11 protein-coding genes are annotated in these 13,120 nt (G+C 51.2%); 4 read left to right on the top strand and 7 right to left on the bottom strand.

The features are described from left to right. Positions 1–149 precede the first annotated feature (149 nt). A complete protein-coding gene (locus P2G88_RS19120) occupies positions 150–557 on the top strand; it encodes a hypothetical protein (protein WP_275799142.1) in 408 nt (135 codons plus the stop codon). Between the two features lie 117 nt (positions 558–674). Next, positions 675–1,604, top strand: coding sequence for a hypothetical protein (locus P2G88_RS19115; protein WP_275799138.1), 930 nt, complete (start codon positions 675–677; stop codon positions 1,602–1,604). 502 nt (positions 1,605–2,106) lie between these two features. Here P2G88_RS19115 and megL read toward each other — a convergent pair. Further along, complete coding sequence (gene megL / locus P2G88_RS19110; protein ID WP_275799135.1) at positions 2,107–3,330, bottom strand: methionine gamma-lyase; 1,224 nt, start codon at positions 3,328–3,330, stop codon at positions 2,107–2,109. 313 nt (positions 3,331–3,643) lie between these two features. Between megL and P2G88_RS19105 the strand changes: the two genes are divergently transcribed. Continuing rightward, the gene (locus P2G88_RS19105) at positions 3,644–5,164 is read left to right on the top strand and encodes a sigma 54-interacting transcriptional regulator (protein WP_275799132.1); all 1,521 of its coding nucleotides are present in this window, start codon (positions 3,644–3,646) and stop codon (positions 5,162–5,164) included. 199 nt (positions 5,165–5,363) lie between these two features. Here the strand turns inward: P2G88_RS19105 and P2G88_RS19100 are convergent, their stop codons facing one another. The 5 genes from P2G88_RS19100 to P2G88_RS19080 all read right to left on the bottom strand — a co-directional run bounded on the left by P2G88_RS19100 (position 5,364) and on the right by P2G88_RS19080 (position 8,315). Beyond that, the gene (locus tag P2G88_RS19100; RefSeq protein WP_275799130.1) at positions 5,364–6,278 is read right to left on the bottom strand and encodes an OmpA family protein; all 915 of its coding nucleotides are present in this window, start codon (positions 6,276–6,278) and stop codon (positions 5,364–5,366) included. Beyond that, positions 6,275–6,691, bottom strand: coding sequence for a DUF4398 domain-containing protein (locus P2G88_RS19095; protein WP_275799127.1), 417 nt, complete (start codon positions 6,689–6,691; stop codon positions 6,275–6,277). The genes P2G88_RS19100 and P2G88_RS19095 overlap by 4 nt, the downstream gene beginning before the upstream one ends. 33 nt (positions 6,692–6,724) lie before the next feature. Beyond that, positions 6,725–6,871, bottom strand: a complete 147-nt coding sequence (locus P2G88_RS19090; RefSeq protein ID WP_275799124.1) for a lmo0937 family membrane protein — start codon at positions 6,869–6,871, stop codon at positions 6,725–6,727. Positions 6,872–7,055: 184 nt separating this feature from the next. Then, complete coding sequence (locus P2G88_RS19085; protein ID WP_275799121.1) at positions 7,056–7,889, bottom strand: BON domain-containing protein; 834 nt, start codon at positions 7,887–7,889, stop codon at positions 7,056–7,058. A 99-nt stretch (positions 7,890–7,988) separates the two neighbouring features. Continuing rightward, complete coding sequence (locus P2G88_RS19080) at positions 7,989–8,315, bottom strand: hypothetical protein (protein WP_275799118.1); 327 nt, start codon at positions 8,313–8,315, stop codon at positions 7,989–7,991. Between the two features lie 398 nt (positions 8,316–8,713). Here P2G88_RS19080 and P2G88_RS19075 point away from each other — a divergent pair, with 398 nt between their 5' ends. Next, complete coding sequence (locus tag P2G88_RS19075; RefSeq protein WP_275799115.1) at positions 8,714–9,601, top strand: PAS domain S-box protein; 888 nt, start codon at positions 8,714–8,716, stop codon at positions 9,599–9,601. Positions 9,602–9,904: 303 nt separating this feature from the next. Here the strand turns inward: P2G88_RS19075 and P2G88_RS19070 are convergent, their stop codons facing one another. After that, the gene (locus P2G88_RS19070; protein WP_275799111.1) at positions 9,905–13,117 is read right to left on the bottom strand and encodes an efflux RND transporter permease subunit; all 3,213 of its coding nucleotides are present in this window, start codon (positions 13,115–13,117) and stop codon (positions 9,905–9,907) included. Positions 13,118–13,120 lie beyond the last annotated feature (3 nt).

The raw sequence follows: 13,120 nt of genomic DNA, 5'->3' as shown, positions 1-13,120 counted from the left end.
ACCTGTTTGGCTAAATCAATGCCATAGAAATAAGTTAAATCTGACATGGACGGTTCCTCTTAAGTTGGCCACCGCTAAAGCGTGGCACACCCCGGAAGAAGGGGGAGTCCATATCATTCGTTATAAGCCCTTGGAGGGTATCGTAGATAATGGGTAGTAAAAAAATTAAATGGCTGATTTACACAGTTTTGGTGGGATTGATTCCGATATTATCAAGGTTGATAGTTTGGCTTGTGACCAAAGAAGGCAGTGTTAATTTGTTTTCGCCCTCAGACTTCGTGGCTTTTGGCTTGGTTCTTCACATATCCAATATTAATGAGATAGAGCATTTTTCGGGAATACAAAAGGAGTGGAAAACAGCTCAAAATGGGATCTCAATAGCTTTTATAGCCTTTTATAGTGTTTTGTTTGCATTGACATTAATTGGTGAGAATATTGTAGATGTTAACGCAATCACTATCTGCACAATGGTCTTATCTGTCGTTTCATTTCTTATTAGTTACTCTGTCTACGATAGGATTTCAAAGACATCAACGTGTGAGGGAGGTGTTGCATGACCACTTTCATTATTTCAACAACTGTAATATTGGCGTTTGCAGGTGTTGCTGTTTCTATATGGTCATTAGTAAGCACTCGAAATAAATACTATAAAGAATACAAAGGTAGGAAACGCAATGATTAAAAATTTTATATATCTTGACGAAGAAAAAATGTATTCCCTTTCTTCACAGTTATTTGAAGGTGTTACTGAGTATGTTCTAAATGAATCAACTTCTGAGAAAGGTGAGTCTGAAGAGCAAAAAGGACCTGTTGGAAGTGGTAGGGTTCTAGGTGATATCTTAAAAAATAGTGAGAGGAATACCGAGAAGAAATTCCTTAATGATTACTCGTATACTATTTTTGAGAAAAAACTCATAGATGACGAAATGGTGCGAATTGTTAGTACTAATGAAGGCGAAGATTCACAAGTCGGGACTGATAAGTCATTTATAAAAATTACATCCAAAGCAACTTTCAACGATATAAACACAATAAATAACACCCTTAAAAACTTTAACAGAATCGGTAAGGCGCTGGCCCACATAACTAACTTTAAGGAAATATCGGCAGTTAGAGAGCAGCTAGAAAAAGCCAAGCAAAATACGAAAGACAGAAATCAAAAGAGCAAGCTTCAAACTCAACTGAAATCGATGACTAATATTAATAAGCTGGCTACTGAGTCGGGTCTACAGCAAGATCAAAGTTTTCTAGATGACCTTTCATTAGTTTTGACTTACGGCTTTCAAGATCAACTTGAGGTTCAAATGGAGTTTGTTGAGTCAATATTTTCGGCCAACTTAAACCGATCATATCTTCGTGAGCCAGAAGAGTTAGTGATCAGAAAATATTCTAGGAAAACTGAAGTTGAGTTTACTTTGTTTGGAATAATTACTCAGCACCAACGAGAGAAGCTTGATGAGTTAGAAGAAAATGAAGACTATAAAAGTATTAAAGAGGCACTGATGAATCTTGTTTCTCATTTAAGCAATGTTGAGGCTACGTTTTCAGGTAGGTTAAGCAACGAAATAATAATTGACCCAATCGCTTTGTATACTGAAATATAGGCTTATAACAAGGTGCTGCTACGGAAAATTTACTCGCTGGCGCTCCTAAATTTCCGCAGAGCACGGCGTTACTGAAGGTCTCCTTTTGGCACTAAGAGGCCCTTTCCGTTCACAGGCAAACAGCTTTACCAGTTTGTCCCTGTGGAACGCTATTTCCCCTCCTTAAATTCAGTGCGATGTCGACGGTGACATAAGCCGGTGTTCCCTAAGCAGACCTTCCGCAACATGGGTGAGCAGGGAATCTAGGAAACAACGTTTCCGCCTGCGAACGCGAAGGCAAGTATGCCGAAGCAGGACTTTTAAGGATGGCAGGAAAGCCATCATTAAAAGATGCGGCAGAGCCTCCAGGGAGGGATTTACGGCGTGTCTGTGTGGGAATACCGGCTTGTGGCACTACTCAGCATCTTCGGACGACTCCAAACTAATTGTGCAGAAGCCTAGCTAAGAAACGGACAGCAGCACACAAAAAAACGGGCGCCGTAGCGCCCGTCTCAGTTTCTGGTTAACCCACTACAGACAACAATTCCTGGGCCTTATTAATCTTGCTATTCATCGCCTTATACAAGGCGGTGTTCAGGTCCTCAATCAGGTCATCGGCGTTTTCCAGGCCCACGGAAATGCGGATCAGTGAGTCGCTGATCCCGGCCTTGGCGCGCTCTTCGGCGGTATAGGGGCTGTGGGTCATCGACGCGGGATGCTGAATCAGGGACTCGGCATCGCCCAGGCTGACCGCAATTTTGAATAGGTGGGTGTTGTTAATCACGCGCGCACCGTCGCTGACATCGCCGAGTATTTCAAAGGCAATCACGCCACCGGCGGCCTGCATCTGGGTGCCGATAAATTTATAGCCCTGATGGTCCTTTAAGCCCGGATAGTAGACCTTGTCCACCAGCTCATGCTCGGCCAGAAATTCCGCCACTTTCTGGGCATTTTCGCAGTGACGCTGCATTCGAATATGCAGGGTTTTCAGGCCACGAAGGATCAACCAGGCATCGTGGGGGCTGATGGTACCGCCGATATCTTTAAGGGCAGTCAGCTTGATGTTTTCAATCATTTCCTTGCTGGCGCAGATGATCCCGGCGATCACATCGCCATGGCCGTTTAAGTATTTGGTGGCGCTGTGCACCACGATATCAAAGCCAAACTCCACCGGGCGCTGCAGTGCCGGGGTCAGGAAAGTGTTATCGCAAACCGCCAGCAGACCGTGGCGCTTGGCAAACTCGCCGACCATGGCCAAGTCAATCACCACCAGATTGGGGTTAATAGGGGATTCCAGGAATACCATCTTGCTGTTGTCCTGCACCGCCGCTTCCATTTCCAGCGGCTTGGTCATATCCACAAAGGTCACTTGCACACCAAACTTGGTCAGCATATGGCTCAGAAAAGCATAGCTGCAGCCATACAAGGCGCGGGAGGCAATAATATGATCGCCTGCCTGGACATTGGCCATTATGGCTGCGGAAATGGCGGCCATACCGGTGGCGGCAGCGGCGGCATCTTCCATCCCTTCCAGCGCGGCCACTTTCATTTCCAGTTGGCGGGTGGTGGGATTACCCAAACGGGTGTAGATATAGCCTTCTTCTTCACCGGCAAAACGCCTGGCCCCCTGCTGGGCATTTTCAAAAATAAAGGTGGAGGTTTGGTATAAGGGGGTGGCCAGGGAGCCAAACTGCTTGTCTTCAATGCGTCCGGCATGCACCACTTGGGTTTCAAATTTATAGCTCATCAATCCCGCTCTCTGTTTTGTTGTGTTTGCAAACAGGCCGTTGGGCGTTTTGGTTCGAATTTTGACCCAGGGGCGCTATCTGCGTTTCGTTGCGGTAGCTAAGCGAGAATCGTTCCACAAGAGTATTTATCATATATATCAATAAGATAAGATGTATCGCCGGAATTAACCAAAGCAAGATGTATCATTTTTGTTACTAAAATGTTTACCAGGCCGCTTTTCCTTACTTTACAAGCCGGTAAATTCCTTTAGCCTGGCCTGATTGTCTCACTTTTATTACATGTATCAGTATTGATACAAACTTAGGCGAATCGTGAAATTAGATATCTTGTCACAAGACAGATTGGGCATTACCCAGGAAATTCTCGCCGCTATCGTGGCACAAGGCTGCAACCTGTTGGCAATGGAGATGCAGCGGTTTCACACCTATGTGAGCATTGATACGCCGCTGTCGATGGCCGACAAGCTCACCGCAGCGCTGATGCAAATCGACGGCGTCAACGGCGTGCAACAAGTGGAATGGCTACCCGGTGAGCGACGCCGCCAGCATTTGGATACCTTACTCTCACGATTGCCCGATCCTATAGTGGACATCGATGCCAACGGCGAGATCCTGGTGGCCAATGCCGCGGCCTGCGAAGCCTTAGCCCATCCGGGCGCCACCCTGGAAGGCGAAGATATTGCAGCCTTTCTGCCCACCCCAAAACAGCAGCTACTTAAAGCCGAAGGCTTTTCCACCGAACTGAGTACGGCTAACGGCGCTTTTTTGCTGGAAGCCACACCGGTGAGATCCGGTGCGCGGGTCAACGGTGCGGTGGTGGTATTACGAAGTCTGCAACGGGTGGGCCAGCAACTGTCCGCCGTGCAGGCATCGGGCAACGACGGCCTGGACAGCATTGTCGGCGAGTCGGCGCGCATCAAGACCCTTCGCCAGCAGACCCTGCGCTTCGCCAATCTGGATCTGCCGGTGTTGATCCGCGGTGAAACCGGCACCGGTAAAGAATTGCTGGCCAGGGCGCTGCATAAGGCCGGCCCCAGAAACAAGGCGCCGTTTCTGGCGATCAACTGTGCCAACCTGGCGGAAAACCTGCTGGAAAGCGAGTTATTCGGTTATGCCTCCGGCGCCTTTTCCGGCGCGCAAAAGGGCGGCAAACCGGGCCTCTTCGAACTGGCTGACAGCGGCACGGTGTTTCTGGATGAAATCGGTGAAATGTCACCCTATTTGCAGGCCAAATTGCTGCGCTTTTTAGAAGACTTCCGTTTCCGGCGGATTGGCGGTACCCGCGAGGTGCATGTGGATGTACGCATTATTTGCGCCACCCACAGGGATCTGGAGCAAATGACCCAAACCGGCGAATTCCGCGAAGATCTGTTCTACCGCCTGAATGTACTCAACTTGCGTCTGCCACCGTTAAGAGAACGGCGCGAGGATATTGCGGTGCTGGTTCAGCATTTCCTCAAACGGGCCTGCGAGCAGGTCAATGCCCCTTTGATGCGCTTCTCCAACGCCGCCATCAAGAAACTGCAGGAAGCCGACTGGCCGGGCAATATACGCCAGTTGCAAAACACCATTTTTCGCACCGTAGCCCTAAGCGAAAGCGGCGTGATTGAGGAAATCGATTTACAGCAGCTGGCATCAAAGATAACCGGTATGCCACTCTATCAGGACAAGGTCACCAGCCTCGAAGAAGCCATGGCTCAATACGAAAAACAACTACTTGCCAGCCTTTACCAGCACTACCCTTCCACCCGCAAGCTGGCAGAGCGCCTGGCGGTGTCCCATGCCAAGATTGCGCGCAAGCTCAAGCAGTACGGGATAGTGGCAGCGAAATAAACTGTGGTGCTTGGTGCCCCCTAGCACTCAATAGCGGTCATTACCTAAGGGCAAGATAAAAACAGGACAATAAAGAGATGCAATGGTGGTGAGATCAGCAAAGCCTTGGCTGCTTTGTCATAGGTAAAAGCAAAAAAATCCCGCGCTAGCGGGATTTTATATGGTCAATCTCAACAATTTACTGACCTGTGGCCGGCACTCAGGTGATGGGATCAGTGATGATCACTTCCACCCGTCTGTTTTGTTGCCGGCTCGCAGCAGAGATGTTGTCCGTTACCGGGAAAAGTGCCCCCTTGCCCACCGTTTCAAGGCGCTGGCCTGCTACCCCCTGACTTTGCAGATAGTCTTTCACCGCATTGGCGCGACGCTGGGAAAGCAGCAAATTAAATTCTTCGCCTCCCACATTGTCGGTATGCCCTTCAATGATCACATTGCGGTCAGTATTGGTGTTAAGAAAAGCCGCAAGCTTAGCCAGATGTGAAATGGCGGCGGGGTTAATATCCGCCTTACTGAAGTCAAAGAGTACATCGCCAAGGGTGACTATTGTACCCCTGGCATCCCGACGGGCATCCATCTCTTCGAGCTGGCGCTGCATCATGGCGACATCTTCCCGGGCATCAGCTGTTGCTTGTTCAGCCTCATTCATTTGCCTCTGTGCTGTTGCAGCATTCTGTTGCGCCAGCATTGTCTGTCGTTGAGCTTCACTGGCTTCTTGTCTTGCCTGATCGGCCGCGCTTCTAGCCAACTGACTTTCTTTAGTTCGGGCCTGCAACTGCATAGCGTCACGTTTTGCGGTTAACTCGCTACGCTGCGATTGCAGGTGTTGGGTTTTTGCTTCGGCTTCAGCAATATCGACCTTGCGTTCGGCAATAAACACCAAATGTTCAGAAACAGCCGGGTCTTTCTGCCTTTGCTCCGCATTTAACAGGGCCATGCGGGCATCACTCATTGCCATCGGTGCCTGATGGGCAAGATCCTTGTTGCTTTGCAACTGATCCATCCTTTCACGTGCTGCATCGGCACCGGCAAATCTCGTTGGCGCCGTGGTACAGGCAACTAACAGTACTGTGGCCGACGTCAGTAACAGTGGTTTTACGAATGTATAAGCGTTCATGGGTTGACCCCCTGATTGTGTTGAATTTCCTGTTCCAACTGGGTGATGCTTTTATACATCTCGGCATTAATCTGCTGCGCTTTGATTAGTTCGGCCCTGGAAAAGGCCAGTTGCGCAGTGACTTTTGATTGTTGGGCCAGGCGTTCAGCCTCAACCATGTCCTGGCTCTTAATTGCCAGACGGGCGCGACTGAGTATATCCCGGGCTTGCATCAATTCTGCGGCGGCATATTGACTGACACGGGCCCGCTCAGCGGTATCAATGGCTTGTTCGGCCGCCCGAACAGATTCGGTAGGTGGCAGTTTGCTGCTGGCACAGCCAGTGGTCAGCAATAACATACCGCCGATAGCCATAGCGAATAGAGGCGTTATCCATTTGCCCGATTTTTTGGGTGTAGTAAATTGTGATTTCATCTGCAATTCCTCGTTTTTATCCATTGCCCAGGGTCAGATACGCCGTCCCTGGATCACCCTGACCAGCACCACGATGACGGCCAGTATTAGCAACAGATGAATGAATCCGCCCATCGAATAGGAGGACACCAGACCCAGTGCCCAAAGCACAATGAGTACGACGGCAATAGTTTCTAGCATGGGTATCTCCTGATGGTGGTATTGGCATGGATCGTCAGTGTACCCGTTAGCAAATGGGCTATCTGTTCGCGGTCGCACATAGGGGAAATAGAGGTTGTCAGGTGCAAAGAACAAAGGGAGATGGTATGCGGTTTAACAAGTAAAAAGGCCGCTACGGGTAACTTCTGGCAGCGGCCTGATCATGTTACTGAAAGACAAGCTTTGACGCTGAGACATCCTTCACACCACGGATATTCTTGGCCAGTTCTATGGCCAGTGAGCGTTCAGAACCGGATTTCACCAGCCCCTCCAGGGACACAATGCCATCGAGAGTGTTCACTGAGATATCTGAACTGTCGACGTTGGAAGAATACATATAGGTAGCTTTGACCTTGGTGGTGATCCAACCGTCGTTAAACATAGACTGATCTTTTTCTTCCTTCATGCTGACCTTTTCTGCCTTAGGCTCGGAGGCAATGGTTAGCTGATTGTCCACTGACACGACACCGTCAGTGTTTTTTGCCAAGGAGGCCAGGGCGTCCTTACTGGACTGATCATGGACTTCGCCTTTGAGGCTTACTTTACCCTGATAGGTATCCACCTCGGTGGCAACGCCATTGGAGAATTTACTCCACAGCAGTTTTGACTTAATCGCGGCAGAAATACTGACGTCCTCCACCATTTCGGCGTAGCTCCTGTCGCCAGGGGATGTTTTCTGCTGGTAGCTTTCGTCTACCACTATCTGGTTGTCAACTGAGCTAACGCCGCTTACTCCTGATGCAATAGCGGCAGCCAGTTCCTTATCAACCTCTTCAGTCACTGTGCCCTGCAAGATCACTTTTCCTTGTGTGACCTTTACGTCAATACTGCTGTCACGCAGATAGGGGTTTATCTGGTATGTCGTCCATATTTGCGCCTCCTGCCGGGCATTTTTCAGATCCGTGGACAGGGTTGATTCACTACCCACCACCATGGCTGAGGGCAGGTAGAGCATGGCGATGGTACTCGCCAGTATCAGTTTTCTAGAGTTCATCTTCATAGGTTTCTCCAAATCAATATGTGGCAGCAAAAGTGCACAACTTCCTGGCCTTATTGCTGTTCAATTCCGCCCTTTTGGGGACAACAACGACAGGATTGTTTAATGCTTTCGCAAAAATCGTTGTACCTGCTGACGAGCCTTTTCTTTGCTGATGACATAGCGCATTTGCACTAAATCGATAAGCTTGTTGGTATCGTCTGCCACTTCTTTCAGTTCCTCTTCTGTTATTTTGCTCCAGCGCTTTATGGCGGATTCGATGTTATTCAACCAGCTTCCGGAACCCATTTGTGAGAGCGAAGAAGGGGCTTTAGCGGGAAATTCCTGGTCAGTATGTCGACCCAAATTGGCCGTGGCATCGGTGGTAATGGGACGTTCATCCTGTTCACCCTTGGCTGAGGGTTCATTATGTCCATAGGAAGTATTCATTTTTGACCTCACTTGGTCGTGCAGTAGCGACGAGAGTGCCGCTAACTTGGCAGCCACAATACCTTTGCTTTAACCCTGCGTCGGTGCGCTGACACGCATATATCCCCAGAGCACGCGGTGCCGCCCAATTGCCTGATGTTCACGATTTAAAAAATCCGATGAAGATGAAACATGCTTCTGCTGACGGCCAACAGGCATGAGAACGGCTGGTGGTCTGGATATCTCTTCAGACTATTGATGATTCAGGGTGCGGCAGCGAACAGACCACTCTTGCTCTATGGCGGACACTGCACCTTGGGGTAGCACTCAAAAACTAGCAGGGATAATTCGTTATTTTAAGGTCGGGCAGCATGTCAAGTGTTAGCACTTACTATCAGGAAGGTACAGCAATGCAAAACATGAGGACAAAACTATTACTGGTGGTGGATGCCAGCGTTCTGGCACAACAAATACAAAGTTATCTGGCGCGAATGCCAGCCCATAAATTTGACGTTGTCTGGTGTAAAACACAGGCCGAGGCAACAAAAGCATTGAACCGGGGATACTTTGAAGTGGTGATACTGGATATCAGCGTCAAGGACGGCCAAGGCCTGAACCACTTTGAGGAATTGCATCAGCTTGCCAGACGGGCCATTTTTGTCTTGCTGTGCCTAAAGGAAGATGAGTTTATGGCGCATCAGATTATTCACCTGGGAGCCTCCGACTATCTGGATAAACAAAAGGTTGATGCGGATTCGTTAAAGCGGACGCTGAATCACTGTGTGGCCGGTAGGGCAATCAATAATGTGCTGCGGGTTTCTATGGCAGGCTTTATGGCCATAGGGGAAGCCTCACCAATGGGCATTATGATATCCAACTTATCAGGTTATATTACGTATACCAACCATGCCTATCACGATATTACCGGATATACAGCCGGACAATTGCTAGGGCAATATTGGGCCGATGCGGTTTATAGCGGAGACAAACTGAAGATCCAGCGTGAATGGCGCAAAGCCCTGCAAATCCAGAAACCCTTTAACACCCAGTTACGCTTGCTGCATAGAGATCAGAGCATTCGCCTGGTGCGCATAAGCGGCGCCTTCCTGCTAGACAATAAAGACCTTTACGGCCACGTCCGGATGGTGGAAGACATCACAGAACGCGGTGAAGAAATCCCAAAGAGCGGCGTGCTGATTGAGCATCAACAGCATCAGACATTAGAATTGCAATACCCTAGGGCTAACTTAAACAAGGAAGTTAAACTGATGAACGACTTGCTGAGCAATGTGAGTTACCTGAAGTAAACAGCGCGAAGAAATTCATTGTCCATCCATCTGGGATCCCCCACGGTTCGACCTCAACGTTATAGGTGATGCGGGGTTGTGGAGCATAAGCCTGAACGTCGGCAGCGCTGACTGGTTAAAAAATGCCCATACGCCGCTATGGCGGGTGAGGATACCTTTGGCACTTCACCAGCCCGGGTTGGCTGAGAAACAGGCACAAGCTGCAAGGGAAACCTGACAGTCCGCAATGGCTAAAGGCTGCACACCAGGCCCAACCACGGGGCGCAGCACACAAGGCGCAGGCAATAACGGCCGTCATGACCGTTATTGCCCCGAAGGTTGTTGATACTGGTAGGCGTAGTAGACCACCGGGATCACCAACAACGTCAGAAGGGTGGAGACCAGCAAACCGAAGATCAATGACACCGCCAACCCGCCGAAAATCGGGTCATCCAGGATAAAGAAGCCCCCCATCATGGCCGCCAACGCCGTTAAGGCGATAGGCACGGCGCGCACGGCTGCCGCTTCGATGGTAGCCTGCTGCAAATCCTTTCCGGCGGCTTGCTGATGCTGGATAAAGTCCACCAGCAAAATGGAGTTACGCACAATAATGCCGGCCAGGGCGATCATGCCGATCATCGACGGTGCGGTGAATTGCTGACCCAGCAAGGCGTGACCGGGCATAATGCCGATGATGGTCAGGGGGATGGGCGCCATAATGATCAGCGGCACCGAGTAGGAACGAAACTGGGCCACCACCAGCAAGTACACCATCAACAGGCCCACCGAGTAGGCAATGCCCATATCGCGGAAGGTTTCATAGGTGATTTGCCATTCGCCGTCCCATTTCAGGCTCCATTGGTAGGGATTAGGCGGTGCATTGACAAAGTACTGCTCAATCAGACTGCCGCCAACCGGCTGTTGCTCCAGCTTATCGGCAATTTCCGCCAGGCCGTATAAGGGGCTGTCGGTGTCACCGGCCACATCCCCCATCACATAGACCACGGGTAACAGATCCTTGCGATACAGGGTTTGTTCTGCCGGCATTTTGACCAGGCGGGTGACCTCGGACAGGGCAATCAGCTCACCGCTTTGCGAGCGAACCCGCAGATTCTGCACAGACAAAAGGTCAGCCTTTAAGCTGGTCGGCAATATCAGGCGCACCGGCAAGGGCCGCTTCGCCTGCGGATCATGCAGGTAGGAGCTGTCCTCACCGGAAAGGGCGGCCTGAATATCGGCGACAATCGCCGCTTGCTGCAAGCCCAGCTTGGCGGCACGGGCACGATCTATTTCCAGCACCCATTTGTGCCGCGGTGCTTCGCGGCTATCGTCCACATCCACCACCTCGGTGGTATCGGCGAAAATCCCATTTATCTCGGCGGCCACCGCTAACTGGCGGGCATAATCCAGCCCGTAAATTTCCGCCACCAAAGGCGCCAGCACCGGCGGACCTGGGGGCATTTCCACCACTTTCACATTGGCTTGCCATTGCCTGGCGGTGTCGGCAATCAGGCGGCGGGCATGCAGGGCAATATCATGACTTTTGCGATGACGCTGATGCTTGTCCACCAGATTGACTTGTATCTCACCCATATGCGGCTGGTTACGCAGATAGTACTGACGCACCAGGCCGTTGAAACTGATGGGCGCCGATGTCCCGGCGTAGAGTTGGTAGTTATCCAACTCCGGCAAGGCTTCCAGCTTGTCAGCCAGGGCCTGCAAGGCAGCATGGGTTTGCTCCAGGGTGGTGCCTTCGGGCATATCCACCACCAGTTCAAACTCGCTTTTATTGTCAAAAGGCAGCATCTTCATGATCACATGCTTGCTGACCACCAGCGCCATCGAACCGCCGATCAGCACAAAGATACCAATCAGCAGCCAAATACGGTTACGCCGCCCGGCTGCGGCGTTAAGAAAAGGCGTGAGTAGCTTTTGAAAAAAGCCCTGCAGCCGCGGTGTGCCGCCATGACTATCCTGACTGACCTTATGATTCTTGAACAGGCGCAGGAACAACCAGGGGGTCAGCACAAAGGCCACCGCCAGGCTGATCAGCATGCCGGTGGAGGCATTGATAGGAATGGGGAGCATGTAAGGGCCCATCAGGCCGGTCACAAAGGCCATGGGTAACAGGGCCGCAATCACCGTAAAAGTGGCAAGGATTGTGGGGCCGCCCACTTCATCCACGGCCAGCGGAATGGCGTCTTTCAACGGCATCTTCCCCATACTCATATGACGGTGAATGTTCTCCACCACCACGATGGCGTCATCCACCAGAATACCGATGGAAAAAATCAGGGCAAAGAGTGACACCCGGTTTAAAGTAAAGCCCCAGGCCCAGGAAGCGAACAAGGTGATGGCCAGCGTCACGATCACGGCCCCGCCCACCACGGCGGCTTCGCGCCGCCCCAAGGCCAACAGCACCAGTACGATCACCGACAAGGTGGCAAACAGCAGTTTCTTGATCAGGGTTTGCGCTTTGTCCTCGGCGCTGGCACCGTAATTACGCACAATAGTGGTTTCGATATCATCCGGCAGGTAAATGCCCTGCATCTGCTCAAAGCGCTCGATCACCCCTTTGGCCACTTCTACCGCATTCTCACCGGGCTTTTTGGCTATGGTCAGAGTAATGGCGGCAAAGCGCCCCTTGCCGCCGTCGGCATTGGCCGGTCCCAGGCCGTGGCTCACATAATGCAGCGGACTTTCGGTAGCGTTACTGACCTGCGCCACATCCTTAAGATACACAGGTGCGCCTTGGAAGACCCCGACCACCAGATCTTGCACCTGCTCGACAGAGGTCAGGAAGTTGCCTGCCTGGATCTGGATTTGCTGATTGTCCTGAACCAGATCGCCGGCGTCGGCCGAGGCGTTGGCGCCGGCCAATGCGGCGCGAAGATCATTAAGCGACAGCTGATAGGAGGCCAACCTGACAGGATCGAAATTCACCTGCACCAGGCGCGACAAACCGCCGATGATATTCACTTCCCGGGTCCCCGGCACCCGTTGCAACTCGGTTTGCAGGGCATGGGCAATATTCAGCAAATCGGCACTGCTGACATCCGGGTTCCGGCTCCACAGGCTTGCGGAAAGGATCGGTACATCGTCGATGCCCCGGGGTTTGATCAGCGGCGGCGACACCCCGATATTGTCGGGCAAAGGGTTAGTATCGGAATAAAAGGCGTTATACAGGCGCACAATGGCATCGGTGCGCGGCTCCCCGACTTTAAATTGCACCGTTAGCAAAGCCATGCCGGGGGAAGACATGGAATACACATGCTTTACCCCGCTGATTTCCGAGATGATATGTTCTGCCGGGATACTCACCAGCGATTCCACTTCTTTGGCCGTAGCGCCGGGAAAGGCAATAAACACATTGGCAAAGGTCACGTTTATCTGCGGCTCTTCTTCCCGTGGCGTGACCAGCATGGCGAACAGCCCAAGCAACAGCCCCACCCAGGCCAGCAAGGGGGTGATCTGTGAAGTCAGGAATGCGGCGGCAAGGCGCCCCGACATGCCCAGGGGTTTGGTGTCTGACATCATCCC

Origin of the sequence: Aliiglaciecola sp. CAU 1673 (genome assembly GCF_029223185.1) — a bacterium.
Classification (GTDB): domain Bacteria; phylum Pseudomonadota; class Gammaproteobacteria; order Enterobacterales; family Alteromonadaceae; genus Bowmanella.
This window is presented reverse-complemented; position numbering and strand designations above follow the sequence as displayed.

What these genes read in the sequence shown, in the direction of transcription:
- megL (WP_275799135.1), bottom strand. Translation starts at nt 3,330, where the DNA reads ATGAGCTATAAATTTGAAACCCAAGTGGTGCATGCCGGACGCATTGAA.
- P2G88_RS19070 (WP_275799111.1), bottom strand. Translation starts at nt 13,117, where the DNA reads ATGATGTCAGACACCAAACCCCTGGGCATGTCGGGGCGCCTTGCCGCC.
- P2G88_RS19085 (WP_275799121.1), bottom strand. Translation starts at nt 7,889, where the DNA reads ATGAAGATGAACTCTAGAAAACTGATACTGGCGAGTACCATCGCCATG.
- P2G88_RS19095 (WP_275799127.1), bottom strand. Translation starts at nt 6,691, where the DNA reads ATGAAATCACAATTTACTACACCCAAAAAATCGGGCAAATGGATAACG.
- P2G88_RS19080 (WP_275799118.1), bottom strand. Translation starts at nt 8,315, where the DNA reads ATGAATACTTCCTATGGACATAATGAACCCTCAGCCAAGGGTGAACAG.
- P2G88_RS19120 (WP_275799142.1), top strand. Translation starts at nt 150, where the DNA reads ATGGGTAGTAAAAAAATTAAATGGCTGATTTACACAGTTTTGGTGGGA.
- P2G88_RS19115 (WP_275799138.1), top strand. Translation starts at nt 675, where the DNA reads ATGATTAAAAATTTTATATATCTTGACGAAGAAAAAATGTATTCCCTT.
- P2G88_RS19100 (WP_275799130.1), bottom strand. Translation starts at nt 6,278, where the DNA reads ATGAACGCTTATACATTCGTAAAACCACTGTTACTGACGTCGGCCACA.
- P2G88_RS19075 (WP_275799115.1), top strand. Translation starts at nt 8,714, where the DNA reads ATGAGGACAAAACTATTACTGGTGGTGGATGCCAGCGTTCTGGCACAA.
- P2G88_RS19090 (WP_275799124.1), bottom strand. Translation starts at nt 6,871, where the DNA reads ATGCTAGAAACTATTGCCGTCGTACTCATTGTGCTTTGGGCACTGGGT.